A 21,576-nucleotide genomic window follows, 5' to 3' on the forward strand; every position below is an offset into this window, starting at 1 on the left:
GATGCCCGGTGAATTCAGTCTCCACGGAGTGTTCGTCCCGACCCTGCTCGGGTTGATGGTGTTGGCCTACCTGGTCAACAGCGGCCTGCACGCGCTGCTGCAGCGTGCCGGTGCCTATCGCCACGTATGGCACCCGGCGCTGTTCAACCTGGCCTTGTACGGGATCGTGCTGGGCCTGCTGTTCCACCTCCTGCGTTGGATGCAATCGTGAACAAGATCGTGAAGAAGACCCTGCCGGTGCTGCTTACCTGCGCAGCCGTGATCGTCGCCCTGCTGGTGCTGCGCCAGTTGTGGGTCTACTACATGGATGAGCCGTGGACCCGCGACGCCCACGTCGGCGCCGACGTGGTGCAGGTCGCGCCGGATGTGTCCGGCCTGGTCGAGACGGTGCAGGTAGCCGACAACCAGGCAGTGAAAAAGGGCGACCTGCTGTTCGTGATCGATCGCGCGCGCTACCGCATCGCGCTGGAGCAGAGCCGCGCCAGCCTGGCCGAACGCCAGGCATCGGTCGCGCAGCTGCGCCGTGAGATCGGACGCGACCGCAGCCTGCAGGATCTGGTCGCCGCCGAGGACGCCGAAGTGCGCCGGGCCAAGCTGCAGGCCGCACAGGCCGCATTGGCCACCGCACAGGCCGCGGTCGACCTGGCCGAACTCAACCTGGCCCGCACCGAAGTACGTGCACCGGCCAATGGCCGGGTCAACGACCGCACCATGCGCGTGGGCGACTACGTGGTGGCCGGCAAGCCGGTACTTGCGCTGCTGGATACCGGTTCGTTCCGCATCGATGGCTACTTCGAGGAAACCCGCCTGCGCGGCGTGGCTCCGGGGCAGCGCGTGGACATCCGCCTGATGGGCGAGGACACCCCTCTGCACGGCCATGTCGAGAGCATCGCCGCCGGCATCGAGGATCGCTACCGCAGCAATGGCAGCACCCTGCTGCCGAACGTGACCCCGGCCTTCGACTGGGTGCGGCTGGCGCAGCGCATCCCGGTGCGCATCGCCATCGACGAGGTGCCTGCCGGCGTGGAGCTGATCGCCGGGCGCACCGCCACGGTGACCGTGGATACCGGCCGCCACGTGCAGAACAAGAAGGCCGGCGCTGCGCCGACACAGGCGGGCCTGTGAACGCCGCCCTGCCCCGCCTTGGCCTGATCGTCGCGCTGGCCAGCCTGGCTGCGTGCAGAACCGTCGGCCCGGATTACGCGCTGCCCGAAGGCTCGGCGTTCAAGCGGCCGCAAGCGAATGCCGCGTTCATCGATACCCACAACCCCGAAGTGGCTGCCAACCAGGCACTGCCGGCACGCTGGTGGTCGCTGTACAACGACCCGGTGCTGGACGGGCTGATCACCCAGGCGCTGCGCGACAACGTCGAACTGAAGGCCGCCGACGCGCACCTGCGCCGCGCTGCTGCGGTGTACGAGCAGGCGATGGACGCCGGTGGCTTCGAGTACGAGGCCGAAGCCGGCGTCAGCCGCGCACAGTTGTCGGCCGAGTCGTTCCTGCAGGAGCACGAGCTGCCGGTGATCAACCTGGCCGACGGCAAGTTCGCGGTGAGCTACCAGTTCGACCTGTTCGGCAAGCTCAAGCGCGGTGCCGAAGCAGCCCGCGCCGACGAACAATCGGTGGCCGCTGCACGTGACCTGGCCCAGGTGAGCGTGGTGGCCGAGGTGGCCGACAGCTACCTGGAGATCTGCCATGCCAACCATGAGCTGCATGTCGCCGAGCATTCCCTGCAGCTGCAGCAGCGCAGCCGTTCGGTCACCCAGCGGTTGATCAGCGCAGGCCGCGGCACGCCGCCGGAACTGGCGCGCGCCAATGCCCAGGTCGCGCTGCTGGAAGCCGCCTTGCCCCCGCTGCAGGCGCAGCGTTCGGCCGCCGCCTATTCGCTGGCGGCACTACTTGGGCAGACCCCGGGCCAGCTGCCGGCCGGAGTGATCGACTGCGCGCACGCACCCACCCTCGCCCAGCCGCTGCCGGTCGGTGATGGCCGCGCGCTGCTGCGGCGCCGTCCCGACATCCGCCAGGCCGAACGCAAGCTGGCCTCGGCCACCGCGCGGATTGGTGTCGCCACTGCCGAGCTGTACCCGGACATCCGCCTGGGCGCCTCGGTCGGCGCCGCCGGCCTGCTGGAAGACTTCGGCCAGCCGATGACCCAGCAGTGGTCGTTCGGCCCGCTGATCTCGTGGACGCTGCCGTCCTCGGGCACGCATGCACGCATCCATGCCGCCGAGGCTGGCGCCGATGCCGCGCTGGCCGAGTTCGACCATGCCGTGTTGCAGGCACTGCGCGAAACACAGACCGCACTGGACCGCTATGCGCAGGATCTGCGCCGCCTGCAGTCGTTGCGCGTGGCGCAGGAGCAGGCTGCGATGGCCGCAGAGCAGAACCGCCGGCTGTACCAGGGCGGCCGCACGCCGTACCTGTCCAGCCTGGATGCCGACCGCAGCCTGGCCAGCAGCGATGCCACCCTGGCCGCGGCCGAAGCCCAGGTCTCGCGCGACCAGATCCACCTGTTCCTGGTACTGGGCGGTGGCTGGCAGGACAGTGCTGCGTCTGCGCCGACGGCGGCGAGGTAAGCGATGAACGGGCTGACCGACCGCCAGGCCTGGCTGTTCTCGATCAAGACCTACCTGGCAGCGATCGTCGCGCTGTACATCGCCATGGCCGGCAACCTGTCGCGCCCGTACTGGGCGATGGGCACGGTGTACATCGTCAGCCAGCCGCTGCTGGGCCCGACCCGGGCCAAGGGCGTGTACCGCATCCTCGGCACCCTGGCCGCCGGCCTGGCCACCCTGCTGATGTTGCCCGCCCTGGTGGAAACGCCGCTGGTGCTGAGCGCAGCGATGTCGATCTGGCTGGCCGGCTGCCTGTTCCTGGCCCTGCTCAACCGTGGCCCGCGTGGTTACGCGTTCCTGCTGGCCGGCTACACCACTGCATTCATCGGTTTCCCGGCGGTGACCTCGCCGGAGACCATCTTCGACACCGTGGTGGCGCGCAGCGAGGAGATCATCCTCGGTACGGTGGTAGCGGTGCTGTTCGCCTCGCTGCTGTTCCCGGCCTCGGTGCGGCCGATGCTCGGCGCACGCATCGGCAACTGGATGGAGGACGCAGCGCAGTGGTGTCGGCAGATCCTCGAGCGCGGCCGCGCGCATGCCCCGCGCAACCGGTTGGCCGCCGACCTGGTGCAGTTCGAGGCACTGATCGAGTTCCTGCGCCGCGATGACCCACGCCATGCCGGCGCGGCCGTCTCGATGGAGCGCCTGCGCGAACGCATGCTGTTGCTGCTGCCGGTGCTGTCATCGATCGCCGACCGCCTGAGTGCGCTGCGCAGCGATGGACAGACCCTGCCCGAGGGCTTGCCGACGCTGGTCGATGACATCCACGACTGGATCGACACGCCGTCCAGTGCCAGCGACTACGCGCGCCTGCGCGCACGCATCAGTGCGCTGAAGCCACAGGTGGACCGCGATCTGCAGCACCTGCAGCTGGCCAGCCTGCTGCTGCGCCTGGAGGAGCTGGTGGACCTGTGGCAGGACTGCCGCACCCTGCAGCACGCGATCGACCAGGGCACCGCGCCGCTGGACCGTGCGCACTACCGCATCCGCACCGAACGCGCCGCCACCGACAAGCACGTCGACTACGGCATGGCACTGTTCTCCGCGCTCAGCGCCGGCGTGGCGCTGATGAGCTACTGCGTGCTGTGGATCGGCCTGGGCTGGGAGGGCGGTGGCAACGGCGCGATGATGGCCGCGGTGACCGCCGCGTTCTTCGCGGCACAGGACGACCCGGCACCGAGCATGGTCTCGTTCCTGGTGTGGGCGATGGTGGCTTCGCTGGTGGCCGGCGTGTACCTGTTCGGCGTGTTCCCCGCCGTGCACGACTTCGGCCTGCTGGCGCTGGTGCTGGCGGTGGTGTTCCTGCCACTGGGCCTGCTGCTGCACCACCCGAAGAGCGCGCTGTTCGCGCTGCCGCTGACGGTCAACCTGGCCGCGCTGCTCAGCCTGCAGAACACCTACAGTGCCAACGTGCAGACCTTCGCCAACTCGTCGATCGCGATGTTCATCGGCATTGGCTTTGCGGTGGTGATGACCCGGCTGTTCCGCTCGGTGGGTGCCGAATGGACCGCGCGCCGGCTGGTACGGCAGGGCTGGACCACCCTGGCCGAAGCGGCCGAAGGCCGTGGCCAGCAGGATCGCCAGCGCTTCGCCGCGCGCATGCTGGATCTGCTCGGCCTGCTGGCACCGCGCCTGGCGGCGACCCCGGAAGGCAGCGACATCGCGTCGGTGGACATGCTCAACGAGGCACGCATCGGCCTGAACATCCTGCAGCTGCGCCGCGCCCGCCTGGAGCTGCCGGAGCGCAGCCGCGAGGCGGTCGAGCACATCCTGGAGGAGGTGGCCGTGCACTATCGCCGGCAGATCGCCGTACGCAAGCCGATTGTGGCGGCCGAGGCGCTGCGCGAACGGCTGGACACCTCATTGGGCCGGGTCGGCAGCGTGGCCGCCTGCAAGGCGCGCGACGAGGCGCTGATGGGCCTTGTCGGCCTGCGGTTTGCGCTGTTCCCGGAAGCAAAGGCGTTGGCGCCGGGATTGGCGGACGCCGCAGCGCCGTCCGTCTGATGCGATCCACCGGGCATGGCCCGGCGCTACCATCGTCATCCGGTGGCGCCGGACCACTCCCGGTGTCCTTACGCCACGGCAACAGGATGGTTCAATGAGTTACGACATGATGGTGTTCGAAGCCAGCGTCGCCCCGCGTGAAGCGGCGGCGTTCATCGCCTGGTTCGAGAAGCAGGCGCAGTGGGGCGAGAGCCACGAGTACGACGACCCGGCGGTCAGCAGCCCGGCGCTGCAGGCATGGTTCGCGGAGATGGCGCAGGAGTTTCCGCCGATGAACGGCCCGCTGAGCAATGACGATGATGATCGCGCCGAGGTGACCGAGTACAGCATCGGCCGCCATGTGATCTATGGCGCGTTCGCGTACTCGGTGGCCGAGCGCGCGCATGGTCGGGTGCAGGACCTGGCCGAGAAGCACGGCGTGGGGTTCTTCGATGTCAGTGCGGATGAAGCGGCGATCGTGTATCCGGATGGGTTGGTGTTGATGCCGGAATAGATTTGGCGGCAGGGCTGCGCCCTGCACCCGCCGAATCAACGGCAACGGCAACGGCAACGTCAAAAGCGGGCGATCCGTGGGATGGCGGGGTGGGTCCGGTTGCGGGGGACGCTGCGAGTCCCCCTCCGGGGCCCGGCCCAGCCGCTGGCGGCTGTGCGTTCGGGCGCTTGCGAAGCAGTGCTTCGCAAGCAAAGCACCCTCACCCCTGTAAGCTCGGTCGCCGCATGCTCGTGTGCGCTGTCCTGCGCACACGGCAAGGCCCGGGTTGGGCGTCCTGCCCAACCCGCCCGAGGCATGCCTCGGGCCCATGCGGCTCACGCCCCCTCAACCGGACCCACCCCGCCTTCGACAGATTTCCGCGATCTGTCGGAACGGCGCTCTGTGATGCTGTTGGTGGGTGTCAATCTTCGTCGACACGGTAGATCCACGCCGTGCGTGGATGAAGGTAACCGACGTGATGGTAAGGCTGGCGTTTAGAACAACGTGCCCTGCACCGTCGGTTCTTCGATGGGTGTCGATGATGGTTCTGTCACCTCTTCCGCACCCAGCCGCCACGCCAACCCACCAAGGCGGCTGGCATGTCGTTTCAATGCCGCCTCCAGCACCTCGGCGCTGCCGGCCACCTGCAGGCGCTGGCGGGCGCGGGTCAGGCCGGTGTAGACCAGTTCGCGCGACAGCACGCGGCTGTCCTGCCTCGGCAGCTGCAGCCACACTTCGTCGAACTCCGAGCCCTGTGCCTTGTGCACGGTCATCGCGAAGGCGCTCTCGTGTGCAGGCAACGCGGCCGGGTGGAACGCGCGCGGCTGGTCGGCAGTCTCGCCGGGGAACCAGGCCACCATCGCACCGCTGCCATCGCGCAGGCAGATGCCGATATCGCCGTTGAACAGGCGGTGGCGGTAGCTGTTTTCGGTGATCAGCAGCAGCCGGCCCTGGAAGTAGCCCGGAGTGTTGCCAGCCAGCAGCTGTTCAATACGGCTGTTGAGGCCACGCGCGCCCTGCGGGCCTTCGCGCAGTGCGGTCAACACGCGCAGGCGGCCGGCCTGCTGCAGTGCCTGCGCCGGATCCACGGCATCGGCCAGCGCGCGCCAATGATCAAGCAGATGCTCGCGCTGGCCGCGCAACGGATCTGCCTCGCCTTCATGGAAGCGGACGCCGGCCAGTTCACCACTGCGCAGCAGGCGCAGGGCGGTGCCACTGTCGCCGCCGCGCACGGCCTGCGCCAGCGGTGCCAGGTCCAGCGCATCACTCTGCCGGTAGCCACGCTGCAACTGCACGCGGCGGCCTGCGAACGCGCGCGGCGGTGCCTGCGGCTGCAGCGTCGCCGCTGCCAGCAGTCCATGCAGCGCCTGCGCATCGTCGGCACGGGTGCCGATGCCATCGCCGCTGGCGCGCAGGATGGCGCTGAGCACATCACCGGCTTCCACTGACGGCAACTGGTCGGGATCGCCGAGCAGGATCAGGCGGGTACCGCTGGCGATCGCGTCGACCAGCTTGGCCATCAGCGGCAGGTCGATCATCGAGGCTTCGTCGACCACCACCACGTCCACCGGCAACGGGTTGTCGGCGTGATGGCGGAAGCGCGGTGAATCGGGAATCACCCCGAGCAGGCGATGCAGGGTGGTGCCTGTGCTGGGCAGCGCGGTGCACAGCGCCGGATCCAGCCCCTGCTCCTGCAGCCGCTGTACGGCCAGGCGCAGGCTTTCGGCCATGCGCTCGGCGGCGCGGCCGGTGGGTGCGGCCAACGCTACCTTCGGCACGGGCAGGCCCTGGTGCCGCGCCTGTGCCGCCAACAACAGCAGCAGGCGGGCGATGGTGGTGGTCTTGCCGGTACCGGGACCACCGGTGACCAGGGCCAGCGGGTGGCGCAGGGTTACGCCAGCCGCACGGGCCTGGTGGTCCTCACCCGTTGCGGCGTGCGGGAACAGACGCGCGAACAGGGGCGCCACGGCGGCCATGTCCGGTGCAGGCAGCGGATGGCGGCCGATGCGTTGCAGGCCGACGGCCAACTGCCGCTCGTATTCGCGGTAGCGGCGCAGGTACAGCAGACCGTTCTCCAGCACCAGCGGCGCTTCCGCGGCGGCGGCACTGGCATCCTGCGGGGTCGCCACCCAGGGCGAGGCCTGCAGCTGCGCCAGCCACTGCGCAGGTTCGGGCCATGCCGGAATGCCATCGATCACGCGCTGGGGCTGGCGCGGATCGAAGCCAGCGTGCCCCTGCGCCACGGCCAGCGAGGCCAGTGCGGCGGCCAGTGCCACGTCGTCCGGCGTGTCTTCGCGCAGGCGCTTGAGGCTGATGGCCAGGGCGTGGTCCAGGGTGCGCAGCTGGCCACTGCGATGCAGATCACGCAGCAGGTTCATGCGGTTTCTCCGCGCGCGCGCGCCGCCATCTCGGCCTGGGCTGCTTCGCCGCCCGCAAACAAGGCATCCAGCGCATCCACCAGCTCAGGCGCGAAGCGCTGCACGTGCAAGCCATTGCCGGCGATATCCAGGCCCCGGCAGAACAGATAGCGGATACCGCCCATGTCGCGCGCGTAGTCGTATGCCGCGCCCAGGCGGAAGCGCAGCCAGCGATGCAGGGCCACGGTATAGATCAGCGCCTGCAGGTCGTACTCGCTGTGGCGCATGGCGATCTCCAGCAGGTCCGGGCTGTAGCCCGGCAGCCGGTTGGATTTGTAGTCCAGCACATACCAGCGGCCATCGCGCACGTAGGTCAGATCGATCTTGCCGGTCATCAGCCCTTCCAGCCTTCTGCGCAGGCCGAAACCGCGCCGTGCGCTGGAGATGCCGTGCTCGTGCAGCAGCTGCAGCAACACCGGTACTGCGGTCGGCTCGATGGCGAAGTGGAACTCGATCTCGGCCCGGCGCTCATGCTCGGGCACGCTGCACAGCGCACCGCCTTCGGGCAGCGGTACGGTGAGGGTGTGGCCGACCAGCGGCACCAGCACCGCCACGCCATCGTCCAGATCCTCGTCGGCATAGCCTTCGTCGTGCAGCGAGCGGCGCAGCACGTCGGCCTGTCCCTCCGGTGCCGGTTGCTGCGGCTGCCAGTGCGACCACAGTGCGAAGTCGACGTTCTCCAGTGCATCGTGCAGCACATTGCCGAAGCGGCTGCCCATGAAGCGCGGATCCGGCGGCGCTGTGTCTTCTGCGGCAGCGTCCGGCAACGCCGGTTCCAGCGGCAGCTCGGCACCGGCGGGTTCGTCGGCAGCCGGTGCCGGCAGTTCGGTGGCCGCCGCTTCGATATCGTCGCCGTTGCCAGCGTCGGCATGCGCCAGCTGGGTGAAGCTGTAGACCCACCAGTCGTGTGGCACCCGGCGGGTCAAGGCACGCACCGCAGGCAGCTGACCTTCGGTTTCGGCCAGCAGCTGCGGCAGGCGGCCCGGCGGCGCACTGTCATCCAGGTCCACGTCCGCGTGCGCTCGCAGCGCCTGCAGGTCGCCCAGCAGCGGCGCCAGGCGGGTCTTTGCATGGCCTGCCAGATCGCCGGTGGCGATCCACAAGGCATGCTCGGCGCGGGTCAGGCCCACGTACAGCAGGCGCGCGTCTTCTGCACGCTGTTCGCGCTCGCGCTGGCTGCTGGCCGCGTCCCAGGCGTCGTCCCTGTCCAGCTTCCAATGCAGCTGGCGCTCACCCTGCAGGTGCACGGTGCAGTGGGTGGCGGTGTTCGGCGCGCCGCCATCGATGCCCACGAACGGCAGGAACACCAGCGGGTATTCCAGGCCCTTGCTCTTGTGCAGGGTGATGATCTGCACCCGTCGCGCGTCGGACTCCAGCCGCAGCAGCTGCTGCTCGTCATCCTGGTCGGCATTGGCCATCTGCCCCTGCAGCCAGTCCAGCAGGCCGTGCATGCCCAGTGCCTGCGCGGAGGCTTCCTGCAGCAGTTCGCCCAGCTGCAGGTAGTTGGTCAGGCGCCGCTCGCCATCGATCAGCGCCAGCAGGCGCTCGCCCTGCGCGGCGCAGACATCGGCTACCACCGCGAACGGGCCGCCACGCTGCCAGCGCTCGCGCCAGTGCAGCAGCTGGGTCTGGAACCCGCGCTGCAGGTCTCCCTCACGCTCCATGCTGGCAATCGCGCTCGCGCGCTGCCCCAGCAGCACCGTTGCCAATGCAGTGCGCAGGCGTCCCTCGTCGGCCGGTTGCAGCAATGCCAGCAGCAACGCACGCAGGTCACGAGCCTCGCTGGTGGCAAACAGGCTCTGCTTGCCGGCCGCCACCGCGGGAATGCCGACGGCGGCCAGCGCACGCTGGACCAGCGTGGCTTCGCGATGCGAGCGCACCAGCACGGCGATATCGCCGGGTTGCACCGGGCGTCCACGCAGCAGCGCAGTGCCGGCACGCGCCTCCAGCAGGATCTGGTGGATCGCAGCCACGCAGGCCTGGGTGGCCGCGTCGCGCGACGCATCGGCGCCAAGGGCCTTTTCACCGTCGCTGCGCAGCAGGCGCAGGGTCAGCGCCGGTGCGGCCCGGCCATCGCGCAGGTAGTCCTCATCGACACGCACGCCACCGGGCCGCACCGGCTCGAACTGGATGTCGGGTTCGAGGAAGGCATCTTCGCCAGCGTTGTCGTACAGCGCCTGCAACGCGCGCAGCACGGCCGGGCGCGAACGGAAGTTCTGGTCCAGCGCCGGTGCCTGCTCGGCCACCTGCTTGGCTTTCAGGTAGGTGTGGATGTCGCCGCCGCGGAAGCCATAGATGGCCTGTTTGGGGTCACCGATCAGGAACAGCGCCGGCTGCAGCCCCAGTTCGTCCACCTCCGGCGAGGCACCGAACACGGTATGGAAGATGCCCCACTGGCGGTCATCGGTATCCTGGAATTCATCGACCAGGGCAATGCGGTACTGCGCCCGCAGCGGCTTGACCAGGGCCAGCCGCTGCGGCCCTTCCAGCGCGCGGGCGACGCCGTCGATCAGATCGTCGTAGGTCTGCACGCGACGCACGCGCTTCAGCGCCGACAGGCGCTGGGTGGCTTCCTCGCGCAGGGCGTGCAGGAAGTTCAGTGCCGTGGCACGCAGCCATTGTTCGCGCTGGGCCAGCAGTGCCACGTAGCGCTGCAGCGGTGCCTGCAGCGGCGAGGACGGCGTGCGCTCGGCGAACTTCTTGTTGGTCTTGGCCACCAGCGCATCGGGCAGCAGCGCCGGCAAGCGGTCGCTGGACAGCAGTTCGGCTGCGTCGCCGCGCTCGGCCCAGCCCAACAGCTGCCGGCCCAGCGGGTGCAGCCAGCCCAGCTTGTAGGAAACGCCGTTGATCCACTTGTTGTCGACCGCTTCGCACAGGTCCAGGAAGAAGCGCTCACCATGCTCGCGCACGGCCATCGACAGTTCCGCCGCCGTGCGCTGCAGCGCCGGGCGTGGATCGTCCACGGCCAGCGGCTGCAGTGGCGGGTGCAGCGGTGGCGATGCCAGCAGCGCGCGCAGGTCAGCCGCCAGCGCATCCGGGTGGGACCACAACCAGGTCAGCGGTTCCAGCGTTGCCGGGTCGTTGGCATGCACCCGCCACAGATCGGCCGCCAGTTCTTCCAGCAGCTCGCGATCGCTGGCCAGCAGCTCGGGTGGGTCGAAGGTATGCCCGCTCTCGAGCGCATGTTCGCGCAGCACGCGGGTGCAGAAGCCGTGGATGGTGAAGATCGCAGCCAGGTCGATCTCATCGGCGGCTACCTGCAGGCGCCGCTTCAACGCTTTTGCGGTTTCCGTGCCGTCCTGCAGATGACGTTGCAGCACCTGCCGGGTCAGCAGCGCATCGGGTGTTTCATCGTCGCCCGGCGACAGATCGACCAGGCGCGCAGCCAGGGCCAGGCGCTCGCGGATGCGCTTGCGCAGTTCCTGGGTGGCGGCGTCAGTGAAGGTCACCGCCAGGATCTGGCCGATACGCAGGCCCTGCTCGACCACCAGACGGGTGAACAGCGTGGCCAGGGTGAAGGTCTTGCCGGTGCCGGCACTGGCTTCGATCAGTCGCGTGCCATGCAGCGGCAACGCCAGGTAAGGGTCGGGGCAATGCGTGTTGATGGGAGCGCCCTCGGCACCGCTGCTCATGCGAGGCCCGCCTGTGGATCATTGCCGAAGCTGCGCCCTTCGCGCACGGCGCTGAAGACCACCTGGCTGTTGCGCAGCAGGTCGGCGTAACTGGCGTCGTCGGCGAACGCGTCGGCGCCACGCAGCAGCAGCTGCCAGGCATCACTGTTGGCTTCACCCCAGCTGCGGTCGCTGCCATGCCATTGCTTCCAGCCTTCGCTGCGCTGCTTTTCCACTGGCGCGTTGAACAGCACCCAGCCGGTATAGGGCGCAAAGCGCAGTGGTTCGCGCAGCCCACGCTGGCGCAGCTGCAGCAGCGCGCGCAATGCCGCGCGTGCTGCGGGCACGGTCAAGGCAGGCAATGCATGCGGACCGGGGCCGGCATCACCGCCGTCATGGAACTGCACCAGCGGCAAGGCATCGCCGGCGGCGTTGGCCAGCAGCCAGTCCAGCCCCTGGCGGATCACCGCGTTGCCGTTCAGGGCGCCGGCGCGCAGGCGCACCAGGCCTTCGGGATGGCGATCACCGACCCGGCCATGCAGGCGCACGCCGTCGATCTCCACTTCATAGCGGCGGCTCTCCAGCGGCGTGCCCTGCAACCAGCCCAGCATCGCCGTGGCATACGGTCGGGTCTTGAGCCGCTCCACTTCAAACTGGCGCTCGCCGAGGATGCCCGACGGCATGAGCCCGCGTGCGCGCAGCCGCGGGTACAGCGGCTCGCTGTCACCGGCCAGGGTGGCCTGCACCACGGCCAGCTGCACACCGCGCTTCTCCGGCCCGCGCGAGGACAGCACCAGCGGCTCCAGGTCGTCGACGTCCTCGACGTCGTCGGCCAGGCGCAGGCCCAGCGACTGTGCGAGGAACTGCCCGGCCGGATCACACAGGAAACGACGCAGGCTCTCCAGCGAGACCTCTTCTTCCACCGCCTCGTCCACCGGCGGCGGCAGTGCGGCGTCGAACCACGGCAGCAGGCCGCCGCGCTGCCCACCCAGTCGCCCCGCGGCCGGGTGCCACTGCCGGCGGTAGCTGAAGCGGCGTGGATCGCCGTCACCGAAGGCGGCTGGCGAGAACGGCTGCAGCGCGTGGCGCACGGTGAAGTCCCGCGTGGCGGTCGACGGATCGAGGTGATACGCCGCTGCGGCATCGATCAGTTCGCTGACCAGCACCGAGGGTTCGCGCACGCTGCCATCGCGCGGGTCCGCGCCGAGGTAGCTGAGGTAGAACACGTCCTGCGCAGCAGCAAACAGCTGCAGGAACAGGAAACGATCGTCTTCGCGGGTGGAGCGGTCGCCGGGACGGCGGCGCGGCGTATCCAGTTCGGCGGTGAGCTGGTTGAGGCCGGCGGCCGGGTCGCGACGCGGGAAATCACCATCGTTGAGGCCGAGCACGCAGATCACCCGGAACGGCAGCAGGCGCATCGGCACCATGCGCCCGAAGCTGATGCCACCGGTCAGCAACGGCGCGCGCGTATCGGCCTCGGCAAGCGCACCGGCGAAGTGCGCACGCACCACCTCCGGTGGCACCCCATCGACGAACCCGGCCTTGTGCGCATCCTCGGCGAACTGGTTGAGCAGCTTGCGCAGGCGCTCCAGCGCGCGCTGGCTGTTGGGCGAGCTGGGTGGTGTCGGCAGCAGGGCATCGAGCAGCGACAGCAGGCGCTGCCGCCACTGTGCCGGGGTCAACAGTTCGCCGAGCCGGCGCTGGTAGATGGCCAGCACGCGCAGCAGGCGCAACAGCCGGTCCAGCGCATCCAGCGCCCCGCCTTCCAGTTCGATCCACGGGGCCACCCCGGCCAGATCCACCTCGCTGCCGGTGGCGTGGCCCAGCAGCAGGCGATCCAGCGCGAACTGCCAGGTGTAGGCGTCATCGCTGGGAGCCTGCAGCTGGTGGCGATGCTGGGCATCCAGGCCCCAACGGGCGCCCGCCTGCTGCAGCCAGCCATGCAGTCGGTCGAAGTCCACCGCTTCCAGGCCGGCGGCCTCGGCCAGTGGGGCACTGGCCAGCAGGTCCAGCACCTCGTTCAGGCCAAAGCGCGAAATCGGCAGGCCAAGCAGGTGCACGAACACATCGGCCAGCGGCTCGCCGGCCAACGGACTGCTGTCGGCCAACGCGTAGGGAATGTGTTCGTCCTCGCCCCCCCGTCCGCCGAACACCGCTTCCAGATAGGGCACATACGGATCAATGTCCGGCGCCAGCACGGCAATTTCGCGCGCCTGCAGCGGCGGGTCGAAGCGCGGGTCCTGCAGCAGGCTGCGCAGCTGGTCGTGCAGCACCTGCAGCTCGCGCAGGCGGGTGTGGCAGGCGTGCACCTGCAGGCTCGGGTCGTCGCCGCGCAGGCTGTCGCGCAGTTCACCGGAAGGCAATGCACGACGGTGGAACAGGTCGCGCTGCAGGCGGTGCAACAGGCTGTCGGACAGCCCGCCCTGGGCCATCGTCGGCCGCGTATCTTCCTCCGGGTCGGAATAGGCCGCGATCTCACCGGCCGGATGCACCACTTCGTAGCTGCCCAGCACCGCCATGAAATCACGGCCGGCTGCCCCCCACGCTTCCAGCAGGCGGTTCTCGCCGGCAGCCTCGCCGAACGGGTCCGGAGCACCGCTGCGCAGGCGCTCTGCCAGGGTCTGCAGGTCGCCCCAGTAGGACTGCACCGGCGTGGGCAGATAGAAATGCAGTTCGCCCACCCGCGACTGGGTGGCCATCACCCGCAGTACGTCGGGCGAGATGTTGAGGGTGGCGAATGCCGACATCCGCGGTGGCAGTCCCTGCGGCAGCGGCTGGCCGGCACCCTCGAAGCGGTCCAGGTAGGCCTGGATGCGGCGCGCGCGGTAACCCTGCCCGGCGGCGATGCTGCGCCACAGGATGGCCTGCGGATCGGCGGCGTCGGCGCCGGCTTCCCAGCGCAGCAACCAGTCGCGGCGCCAGGCCTGGTACTTCTCGAACACCGAGGCCAGTTCGCCGGCCAGGGCCCAGGGTTTGAGCACGTCGCCCCCGGCAAGATAGGACTGCAGCGCGCGCATCGGTGGCTGTGCCAGCAGCTGCGGATCGCGCAGGGCCTGGTACAGGCGCCAGTGCAGGGCGGCCGCGTCCAGGTCGTCGGCTTCGCCCTCCACATTGGCGTTCAACGCACGGGCGACGAACTCACCGGGGGTCAGGAATTCCAGGTTGGCGGCTACGCCATACTCGGCGGCCAGTGTCGCCTGCAACCAGCGCCGCATCGCCACCTGCGGGATCAGCACCACCTCCGGCGCCAGCAGCGGTTGTCCCGGCACCGGCACACGCACGTTGCGCGCCAGCAGGGCAGCCAGCACGTCCAGCGAATTGGAATGGTAGAGGCGAAAATCGCTACCCGGGTCACTCATCGTGCACAGTGTGCAGCACACCCGCCCGTATTCAATCCCGGGATTCGGTGATTGCGACGGATTGTTCCGGTCGTTTTCGGCATTGTCCCAGTCTGGCGACCGCCCGACCGTGCAACAATACTGGACCGTCCAGTCTGCTTATGTTCAGCAGCCTGACCCGATGCTTCAATGTCGAAAAAACGTTAAGGGTGCCCATGCCGGCTTCCACTCCCAGTCTGGTGCAGTTGTCCAACGTCCGCATCGACCGGAGCGGGCGCACGATCCTGCGCGACGTTTCGCTGCAGGTGCCCGAAGGCAGCATCACCGCCGTGCTTGGGCCGTCCGGCAGCGGCAAGTCGACCCTGCTGGCGGCGCTGACCGGCGAACTGCGTCCGGTGGCGGGCGACGTCACCCTGTTCGGCAAGCCCATCCCGCAGCGCACCGCCGAACTGCTGGAAATGCGCAAGAGCGTCGGCGTACTGCTGCAGGGCAATGGCCTGCTGACCGACCTGACCGTGGCCGAAAACGTCGCCCTGCCGCTGCGCACCCACACCCGCCTGCCGGCACCGGTGCTGCGCCGGCTGGTGCAGATGAAGCTGCATTCGGTCGGCCTGCTGGCCGCCGCCGATGCCTGGCCGCGTGAGCTGTCCGGCGGCATGGCACGACGCGTGGCACTGGCCCGCGCGTTGGCCCTGGACCCGCCGCTGATGATCTACGACGAGCCGCTGACCGGGCTGGACCCGATCGCCTCGGGGGTGATCATGAGCCTGATCCAGCGCCTCAACCACAGCCTGGGCCTGACCAGCATCATCGTCAGCCACCACGTGCACGAGACCCTGCCGATCTGCGACCAGGTGATCGCGATCGCCAATGGCGGCATCGTGTTCCAGGGCACGCCGGAGGCGCTGCAGTCCAGCCAGGACCCGCTGCTGCAGCAGTTCCTGCATGGCCAGCCCGATGGTCCCATCCCGTTTGATGCCGCACCGCGCGCGAGGGTTGCCTGATGCCGTTCGTGCAAGCCACCCGCTCGCTGGGTCGTGCCGGCCTGTTCTCGCTGACCGTGCTGCGCGGTTCGCTGCCGACCCGTGACTTCCTGGCCGAGCTGACCCGCGAGATCTACAAGATCGGTGCGCGCTCGCTGCCGATCATCGCCGTGGGCGGCGCCTTCGTCGGCCTGGTGCTGACCCTGCAGGGCTACCGTACGCTGACCACCTTCGGTGCGGCCGACGCGCTGTCCACCCTGCTCGGCCTGTCGCTGTACCGCGAACTGGCACCGGTGCTGACCGCGTTGTTGTTCATCGGCCGCGCCGGCAGTTCGATCGCCGCCGAGCTGGGCCTGATGCGCGCCACCGACCAGATCAAGGCGCTGGAACTGATGGCCATCGACCCGGTGGCCAAGGCCGTGGCACCGCGCTTCTGGGCGGCGGTGCTTACCGTGCCGCTGCTGACCGGCATCTTCTGTTCGCTGGCGATCAGCGCCAGCTACTTCGAAGCCGTGCACGTGCTGGGCCTGGACAACGGCGTGTTCTGGTCGGCGCTGCGTGGCAGCGTGGACTTCTGGGACGACTTCGGCGTGGCGATGCTGAAGTCGGCGATCTTCGGTGGTACTGCGGCCCTGGTGGCCGCCTATGTCGGTTTCCACGCCGAACCGACCATCGAAGGCACCTCCGTCGCCACCACCCGTGCAGTGGTCAACGCCTCGCTGCTGGTGCTGATGTTCAACTTCGTACTGTCGGCAATGTTGTTCACCTAACCCCTCCATCGGCGGTGCGCATCGGCGCGCGGCCACCACGACTGATCAGGTAATCCACATGGCCATCCGCGGTCCCAGACTCGAATTCTCCGTCGGCGCCTTCCTGCTGCTGGCCCTGGCCTCGCTGATGGTGCTGGCCGTGGCCTCGACCAACCAGCGCTGGAGCTGGGGTGGCGAAGGCTATGAACTCAAGGCACGCTTCTCCCAGGTCGGCCAGCTGCGCAAGCAGGCGCCGGTGAAGATCGGTGGTGTCACCGTCGGCCAGGTCGCAGCGATCGAGCTGGACCCGGTGAAGTTCGACTCGATCGTGACGCTGCGCATGGACAGCAAGGTCAAGGATCTGCCGGCCGATACCTCGGCCGGCATCTTCACCAGTGGTTTGCTCGGCGAGAGCTATATCGGTCTGCAGCCCGGCGGCGATCCGGAAGTGCTCAAACCCGGTGAGGAAATCGTGTTCACCCAGCCGGCCGTGGACCTGCTGCAGCTGGTCGGCAAGTACATGTTCAGTGGCGGCGCCGGTGGCGGCGCTGCCCAGAAGCCCAACGATGGCGCGCAGGCGCCTGCAACGGAACCGCAACCATGAAGATGAAACTGATCCCGGCCCTGCTCGCCTCGTCGCTGCTGCTGGCCACCCCGTTCCTGGCCCAGGCCCAGGCCGCCGCACCCGCTGCTGCCGCGCCCCAGGGCCAGGCCGGCAAGGTGGTGATCGACGCCAGCAGCCGCATTCTTTCCACCCTGCAGCAGCGCCGCGCTGAGTTCACCAGCAACCCGGCCAGCCTGCGCAGCTACATCGACAGCGAGCTGACCCGCACCTTCGACCGCGACTATGCCGCGCGCCTGGTGCTGGGTCCGCATGCCCGCGGCGCTTCGGACGCCGACATCAAGCTGTTCGCCGATGCGATGGCCGACAGCCTGATGCAGCGCTATGGCTCGACCCTGCTCAACATCCAGGGCAAGCCGAGCTTCCGCCTGAAGGGCGAAAGCCCGCTCCCCGGCAACCGTGGCGTGCGCGTCGGCACCGAGCTGGTGCGCGCCGCCAACGAGCCGACGCCGGTGGAATACTGGATGCGCAACGTCAACGGCCAGTGGAAGATCTTCGACGTGAACATCGAAGGCATCTCCTACGTGCAGACCTTCCGCAACCAGTTCGATGCCCCGCTGCGACAGAAGGGCATCAAGCAGGTGGCCACCGAACTGCGCAGCGGCAGCATGCAGGCTGGGCCGGCCGGCAATGGCAAATAAGGCGCTGGCGCTGCTGGAAGGTGACACCCTGCGCCTGCGCGGGGTGCTCGACCGTACCGCGGTGATCGCGTTGTGGCCGCAACTGCAGGCCCTGCCGGCACAGCTGTCGCGGCTGGAACTGGCGGAGGTCGAGCGCGTGGACAGTGCCGGCCTGGCCCTGCTGGCCGAACTGGCCGCGCGCGCGCGGCAGGCGGGCCATCCACTGGCGATCTCCGGCGCCCCCGCCGGCTACAACGAGCTGAGCGCGGCCTACCGGCTGTCGCCCTACCTGGACTTCAACGCTACCTTTGCTGCGAGCTGACATGAACGTCGTGCGCGTTATTCCTCTGATCCTCCTTGCCGCAGCACTCAGCGCGTGTGCCGGCAAGCCGGCGCGCAGCGACGCGCCGATGACCGACACCGTGGTGCCGGCGACGGCCACAGCACCTGCTGCAGCCACGCCTGCTGACAGCGAACCGGCCAGCCAGCCGGTACAGACTGACACCCCGCCAGCAGCGTCGGCCCAGGACACCGCCAACACTGCCCGTACAACCGATGCGGCCACGGATGCGGCGGCGACCGCGCCGGGCGGCGACAACGACTTCGATGCCCTGTACGGCACCAGTGACAACCGCCGCAGTGCCACCGCCTACGACCCGTGGGAACCGTTCAACCGCAGGGTGCACGGGTTCAACAACGCGGTCGACCGCGGTATCGCCCGCCCGCTGGCGACGGCCTATACCCATGTGGTGCCGCGCTTTGCCCGTACCGGCGTGAGCAACTTCTTCAGCAACCTGCGGGCACCGCTGACCATCACCAACCAGCTGCTGCAGGGCCGCCCGGCCGACGCCTGGGACAGCCTCGGCCGGTTCCTGATGAACAGCACGCTGGGCATTGGTGGCCTGTTCGACCCGGCCAGCAAGGCAATGGTGCCGCGTCGCAATGAAGACTTCGGGCAGACCCTGGGTACCTGGGGCTGGCGTCGTTCGCGCTATGTGGAACTGCCGTTCTTCGGCCCGCGTACCGTACGTGATGTGTTCGGACTGGCCGGTGACATCCCGCTGTCGCCGATCCGCCGCATCGAAAGCGACAAGTACCGCATCGGCCTGCAGGGCCTGCAGCTGGTCGATACCCGCGCGCAGCTGCTGGCGATCGACGACCTGCGCGATACCGCGGTGGACGAATACGCTTTGGTCCGCGATGCCTGGATGCAGCGCCGCAACTACCAGATCGAGAACGACCTGCGTGGCAAGCGCGAGCGTGGCAGCGACGACGCGAACTCGCCGATCCCGGTCGATGCAATGCCGATGCCGCAGTGGACCAATTGACCGCTGCCGGCAACGCATGAAAAAACCCCGCCTCGGCGGGGTTTTTTTGTTTTACCGGCGTCCACCACCTTCCGGCAGGTGCCAACCTTGGTTGGCATGCCATCTTCAGGCCGCCAGCGCCGCCTCGACCGCCTCGCGCAGGCGCGCATCATCGGCGGCAACGTCCGGGGCGAAGCGGGCGATGACCTTGCCATCGCGACCGACCAGGAACTTCTCGAAGTTCCACAGCACCGCCGGTGCCGGGTGGATCGGAATCTCCTTGCCGGCCAGGCGCTCGCGCAGCGGGCCTTCACCGATCGCCTGCGGCTGCGCGGCAGTCAGCTGCTGGTACAGCGGGTGGGTGTCTTCACCGGCCACGCTGATCTTGGCGAACATCGGGAAGCTCACATCGTAGGTCAGCTGGCAGAACTGCTGGATCTCCGCCTCGCTGCCGGGCTCCTGGCCGAGGAAGTTGTTGGCCGGGAAGCCCAGTACTTCCAGCCCCTGTGCGTGCTTTTCCGCATACAGCGCCTGCAGGCCTTCGTACTGCGGGGTCAGGCCGCACTTGGACGCCACGTTGACCAGCAGCAGCACCTTGCCCTGGTAGTGGGCAAGAGAGGACGGCTGGCCGTCGATGGTGGTGAGGGAAATATCCTGGATCGAGGTGCTCACGCGGGGCTCCGGCTACAGCGGGGAAAGGCCCACCAGCATACCGCCGACGTCACTGGTAGTGCCGGCCGCTGGCCGGCAACCTCATGAACGTTCCCGAAGATTCTTGAGGCTGCCGGCCAGCGGCCGGCACTACCTTCAATCCACGCAGATCGTGCCCTGCGCCTTGCCACCGTCGATGCGTTGCCGGCAACCGAAGTTCTGGCTGACATCACGCTGGCAGGTCCCGGTTGCCACCTCGCCTGCTGGCACGTTTGCCGAGGCCAGGCACTGGCCGCTGCAGTCGCTTTTGCTGCTGCAGGACTTGCCGGCGTCGGCATAGGGAATCACGCACTGCACCCGCTGCAGGCGACCCAACGGCTGCAGGGTACCGCCAGCTGCACGGCAGTCCACATCGCGAGCCTCTTCATAGGCTGCAGCGGCTTCCGGGCTGTCGGCCGCTGTGGCTGCCGCGCCTGCATCGTCACTGGCCGGGGGTGCACTGCTGCAGGCGGCAAGCAGCGCGCCAAAGGCAACGCTGGCAAGGAATCGGAGGCGCATGGCGGTACCTGGTCAGGAAGGACGGCGCCAGCATACGCATCCGCCCATGCAGATGGCGTGTCAGCCGGCTTCAGGCCTCCTCACCCTCGCCTTCTGCCGCCTCTTCGTCGCTGGACGCTTCGCCCAGGTCGCCCAGCAGGCCTTGCGCCTGTTCGGTCGCCAGTGATTCCACGCCGCGCAGGCGGCGTTCGATGGTGCGCGTCTTGCGGCTGGCCTCGCCGATGCTGCGGCCCACCGTGGTGATCTGCTTCTCGGCCTTCTCGAGGATACCGGCGAACTTGCCGAACTCGCTCTTCACTGCGCCCAGCAATCCCCAGACTTCGCTCGATCGCTGTTCGATGGCGAGGGTACGGAAACCCATCTGCAGGCTGTTGAGCAACGCGGTGACGGTGGTCGGGCCAGCCACCACCACCCGGTGCTCGCGCTGCAGCAGGTCGACCAGGCCCGGGCGCCGGATCACTTCTGCATACAGGCCTTCGGTCGGCACGAACATCACCGCGAAATCGGTGGTGTGCGGGGGCACGATGTACTTTTCGCAGATCGACTTGGCCTGCACGCGGATCGCGCGTTCCAGCTGGATGCCCTGCAGGCGTACGCCCTCGGCATCGCCCTGTTCCTGCGCGTCGAGCAGGCGCTCATAGTCTTCGCGCGGGAATTTGGAATCGATCGGCAGCCAGACCGGCGCGTCGTCGTCGCGACGGCCCGGCAGGCGCACGGCGATATCGACCATCTCGTTGCCATCAGGACGTACCTTCACGCCGCGTGCGTACTGTTCCTGGGTGAGGGTCTGCTCGAGGATGTTCTCCAGCTGTACTTCGCCCCAGCTGCCGCGGTTCTTGACGTTGGTCAGTACCCGCTTCAGGTCGCCCACGCCGGTCGCCAGCTGCTGCATTTCACCCAGCCCGCGCTGCACCTGTTCCAGTCGTTCGGACACCAGCTTGAACGAATTGCCCAGCCGCGTTTCCAGCGTGGACTGCAGCTTCTCGTCAACGGTGTGGCGCATCTGCTCGAGCTTCTGCGCGTTGTCGGCCTGCAGCGCGCGCAGCTGTTCTTCCAGGGTGGCGCGCATTTCCGAGATGCGCTGTTCGTTGCGCTGGGTCAGTTCCTGCAGGCGCAGGCCCAGGCTCTCGGTCAGGCGCTGCTGCGACTGCGCACCTTCTTCGCGGCCCTTGCGGGCATCCTCCACCAGGGCCTGTCGGAGTGCACCGAACTGGGTGTCGGTACGGGCGGTCAGTTCCTGCAGCTGCTGGCCGAAGGCATGGATACGTGCCTCCTGCTGCTGGCCGAACACATCCAGCTGCACGCGCAGTTCCTGCAGGCGTTCGCCCAGTGAGGCGGCACTGCGCTGCTGGCTGTCGGCCGCCTCGGCGCGGGCCTTGCGTGCGTCTTCGCTCAGCGCTTCACGCAGCAGGTCCAGGCGCTGGTCGGTGCGGGTGGACAGATCGGTCAGCGCGCGCGCGAACCCATCAAGCTGCTCGCGCAACTCGCTTCGGCCGGCGCGTGCTTCATCGCGCACGGCCTGTTCCAGGCGATCGTGGGGCGGGCGGCGCAGCAGCGCCACCAGTTGCAGGATCAGCACGACCAGCAGCAGGCCGGCGACGAGGAGGAATTCGGTTTGCATGTGGCAAG

The 21,576-nt window shown here is 68.6% G+C and carries 17 protein-coding genes; 11 read left to right on the forward strand and 6 right to left on the reverse strand.

Annotation, left to right across the window (positions count from 1 at the left end; genetic code table 11):
- Position 1: 1 nt before the first annotated feature.
- The 5 genes from D0Y85_RS20290 (at position 2) to D0Y85_RS20310 (ending at position 5,112) form a co-directional block, all read left to right on the forward strand.
- Complete coding sequence (locus tag D0Y85_RS20290) at positions 2–211, forward strand: DUF1656 domain-containing protein (protein ID WP_025875651.1); 210 nt, start codon at positions 2–4, stop codon at positions 209–211.
- Positions 208–1,125, forward strand: coding sequence for an HlyD family secretion protein (locus D0Y85_RS20295; RefSeq protein WP_025875649.1), 918 nt, complete (start codon positions 208–210; stop codon positions 1,123–1,125). The genes D0Y85_RS20290 and D0Y85_RS20295 overlap by 4 nt, the downstream gene beginning before the upstream one ends.
- Complete coding sequence (locus D0Y85_RS20300) at positions 1,122–2,576, forward strand: efflux transporter outer membrane subunit (RefSeq protein WP_117311787.1); 1,455 nt, start codon at positions 1,122–1,124, stop codon at positions 2,574–2,576. The genes D0Y85_RS20295 and D0Y85_RS20300 overlap by 4 nt, the downstream gene beginning before the upstream one ends.
- Positions 2,577–2,579: 3 nt before the next feature.
- Entirely contained in the window at positions 2,580–4,619 is a 2,040-nt protein-coding gene (locus tag D0Y85_RS20305; RefSeq protein WP_117311788.1) for an FUSC family protein, read from the forward strand.
- A gap of 94 nt (positions 4,620–4,713) precedes the next feature.
- Positions 4,714–5,112 carry a hypothetical protein gene (locus tag D0Y85_RS20310; protein WP_032978532.1) on the forward strand — a complete coding sequence of 133 codons (399 nt, stop codon included), beginning with the start codon at positions 4,714–4,716 and terminating at the stop codon, positions 5,110–5,112.
- 473 nt (positions 5,113–5,585) lie between these two features.
- Here the strand turns inward: D0Y85_RS20310 and recD are convergent, their stop codons facing one another.
- From recD to recC, 3 genes are read right to left on the reverse strand one after another with little or no spacing between them, the layout of a single operon-like run.
- On the reverse strand, positions 5,586–7,469 hold the full coding sequence (recD, locus tag D0Y85_RS20315; protein WP_117311789.1) for an exodeoxyribonuclease V subunit alpha: 1,884 nt from the start codon (positions 7,467–7,469) through the stop codon (positions 5,586–5,588).
- A complete protein-coding gene (recB, locus tag D0Y85_RS20320) occupies positions 7,466–11,140 on the reverse strand; it encodes an exodeoxyribonuclease V subunit beta (protein WP_117311790.1) in 3,675 nt (1,224 codons plus the stop codon). The genes recD and recB overlap by 4 nt, the downstream gene beginning before the upstream one ends.
- Positions 11,137–14,478: an exodeoxyribonuclease V subunit gamma gene (gene recC / locus D0Y85_RS20325; RefSeq protein ID WP_117311791.1), complete on the reverse strand. Its 3,342-nt coding sequence runs from the start codon at positions 14,476–14,478 to the stop codon at positions 11,137–11,139. The genes recB and recC overlap by 4 nt, the downstream gene beginning before the upstream one ends.
- A 194-nt stretch (positions 14,479–14,672) precedes the next feature.
- Between recC and D0Y85_RS20330 the strand changes: the two genes are divergently transcribed.
- From D0Y85_RS20330 to D0Y85_RS20355, 6 genes are read left to right on the forward strand one after another with little or no spacing between them, the layout of a single operon-like run.
- Positions 14,673–15,461, forward strand: coding sequence for an ATP-binding cassette domain-containing protein (locus tag D0Y85_RS20330; protein ID WP_117311792.1), 789 nt, complete (start codon positions 14,673–14,675; stop codon positions 15,459–15,461).
- Positions 15,461–16,210, forward strand: a complete 750-nt coding sequence (locus tag D0Y85_RS20335; RefSeq protein WP_006404088.1) for an MlaE family lipid ABC transporter permease subunit — start codon at positions 15,461–15,463, stop codon at positions 16,208–16,210. The genes D0Y85_RS20330 and D0Y85_RS20335 overlap by 1 nt, the downstream gene beginning before the upstream one ends.
- 58 nt (positions 16,211–16,268) lie before the next feature.
- On the forward strand, positions 16,269–16,793 hold the full coding sequence (mlaD, locus tag D0Y85_RS20340) for an outer membrane lipid asymmetry maintenance protein MlaD (protein WP_117311793.1): 525 nt from the start codon (positions 16,269–16,271) through the stop codon (positions 16,791–16,793).
- The gene (locus D0Y85_RS20345; protein WP_117311794.1) at positions 16,790–17,452 is read left to right on the forward strand and encodes an ABC transporter substrate-binding protein; all 663 of its coding nucleotides are present in this window, start codon (positions 16,790–16,792) and stop codon (positions 17,450–17,452) included. The genes mlaD and D0Y85_RS20345 overlap by 4 nt, the downstream gene beginning before the upstream one ends.
- Complete coding sequence (locus tag D0Y85_RS20350; RefSeq protein ID WP_117311795.1) at positions 17,442–17,753, forward strand: STAS domain-containing protein; 312 nt, start codon at positions 17,442–17,444, stop codon at positions 17,751–17,753. The genes D0Y85_RS20345 and D0Y85_RS20350 overlap by 11 nt, the downstream gene beginning before the upstream one ends.
- Position 17,754: 1 nt before the next feature.
- Entirely contained in the window at positions 17,755–18,759 is a 1,005-nt protein-coding gene (locus D0Y85_RS20355; RefSeq protein WP_117311796.1) for a VacJ family lipoprotein, read from the forward strand.
- A 105-nt stretch (positions 18,760–18,864) separates the two neighbouring features.
- Here D0Y85_RS20355 and D0Y85_RS20360 read toward each other — a convergent pair whose 3' ends face one another.
- The 3 genes from D0Y85_RS20360 to rmuC all read right to left on the reverse strand — a co-directional run bounded on the left by D0Y85_RS20360 (position 18,865) and on the right by rmuC (position 21,568).
- Complete coding sequence (locus D0Y85_RS20360; RefSeq protein ID WP_117311797.1) at positions 18,865–19,410, reverse strand: glutathione peroxidase; 546 nt, start codon at positions 19,408–19,410, stop codon at positions 18,865–18,867.
- A gap of 135 nt (positions 19,411–19,545) precedes the next feature.
- Positions 19,546–19,947, reverse strand: coding sequence for a hypothetical protein (locus tag D0Y85_RS20365; RefSeq protein ID WP_117311798.1), 402 nt, complete (start codon positions 19,945–19,947; stop codon positions 19,546–19,548).
- 70 nt (positions 19,948–20,017) lie between these two features.
- Positions 20,018–21,568: a DNA recombination protein RmuC gene (rmuC, locus tag D0Y85_RS20370; RefSeq protein ID WP_117311799.1), complete on the reverse strand. Its 1,551-nt coding sequence runs from the start codon at positions 21,566–21,568 to the stop codon at positions 20,018–20,020.
- Positions 21,569–21,576 lie beyond the last annotated feature (8 nt).

This window comes from Stenotrophomonas sp. G4 (assembly GCF_003428825.1).
Lineage (GTDB): Bacteria > Pseudomonadota > Gammaproteobacteria > Xanthomonadales > Xanthomonadaceae > Stenotrophomonas > Stenotrophomonas indicatrix.

Excerpts from the sequence above, each read along its gene's own strand:
- D0Y85_RS20305 (WP_117311788.1), top strand. The coding sequence starts at position 2,580 with ATGAACGGGCTGACCGACCGCCAGGCCTGGCTGTTCTCGATCAAGACC.
- mlaD (WP_117311793.1), top strand. The coding sequence starts at position 16,269 with ATGGCCATCCGCGGTCCCAGACTCGAATTCTCCGTCGGCGCCTTCCTG.
- D0Y85_RS20365 (WP_117311798.1), bottom strand. The coding sequence starts at position 19,947 with ATGCGCCTCCGATTCCTTGCCAGCGTTGCCTTTGGCGCGCTGCTTGCC.
- D0Y85_RS20335 (WP_006404088.1), top strand. The coding sequence starts at position 15,461 with ATGCCGTTCGTGCAAGCCACCCGCTCGCTGGGTCGTGCCGGCCTGTTC.
- recB (WP_117311790.1), bottom strand. The coding sequence starts at position 11,140 with ATGAGCAGCGGTGCCGAGGGCGCTCCCATCAACACGCATTGCCCCGAC.
- recC (WP_117311791.1), bottom strand. The coding sequence starts at position 14,478 with ATGAGTGACCCGGGTAGCGATTTTCGCCTCTACCATTCCAATTCGCTG.
- D0Y85_RS20310 (WP_032978532.1), top strand. The coding sequence starts at position 4,714 with ATGAGTTACGACATGATGGTGTTCGAAGCCAGCGTCGCCCCGCGTGAA.
- recD (WP_117311789.1), bottom strand. The coding sequence starts at position 7,469 with ATGAACCTGCTGCGTGATCTGCATCGCAGTGGCCAGCTGCGCACCCTG.
- D0Y85_RS20345 (WP_117311794.1), top strand. The coding sequence starts at position 16,790 with ATGAAGATGAAACTGATCCCGGCCCTGCTCGCCTCGTCGCTGCTGCTG.
- rmuC (WP_117311799.1), bottom strand. The coding sequence starts at position 21,568 with ATGCAAACCGAATTCCTCCTCGTCGCCGGCCTGCTGCTGGTCGTGCTG.
- D0Y85_RS20355 (WP_117311796.1), top strand. The coding sequence starts at position 17,755 with ATGAACGTCGTGCGCGTTATTCCTCTGATCCTCCTTGCCGCAGCACTC.
- D0Y85_RS20290 (WP_025875651.1), top strand. The coding sequence starts at position 2 with ATGCCCGGTGAATTCAGTCTCCACGGAGTGTTCGTCCCGACCCTGCTC.
- D0Y85_RS20350 (WP_117311795.1), top strand. The coding sequence starts at position 17,442 with ATGGCAAATAAGGCGCTGGCGCTGCTGGAAGGTGACACCCTGCGCCTG.
- D0Y85_RS20330 (WP_117311792.1), top strand. The coding sequence starts at position 14,673 with ATGCCGGCTTCCACTCCCAGTCTGGTGCAGTTGTCCAACGTCCGCATC.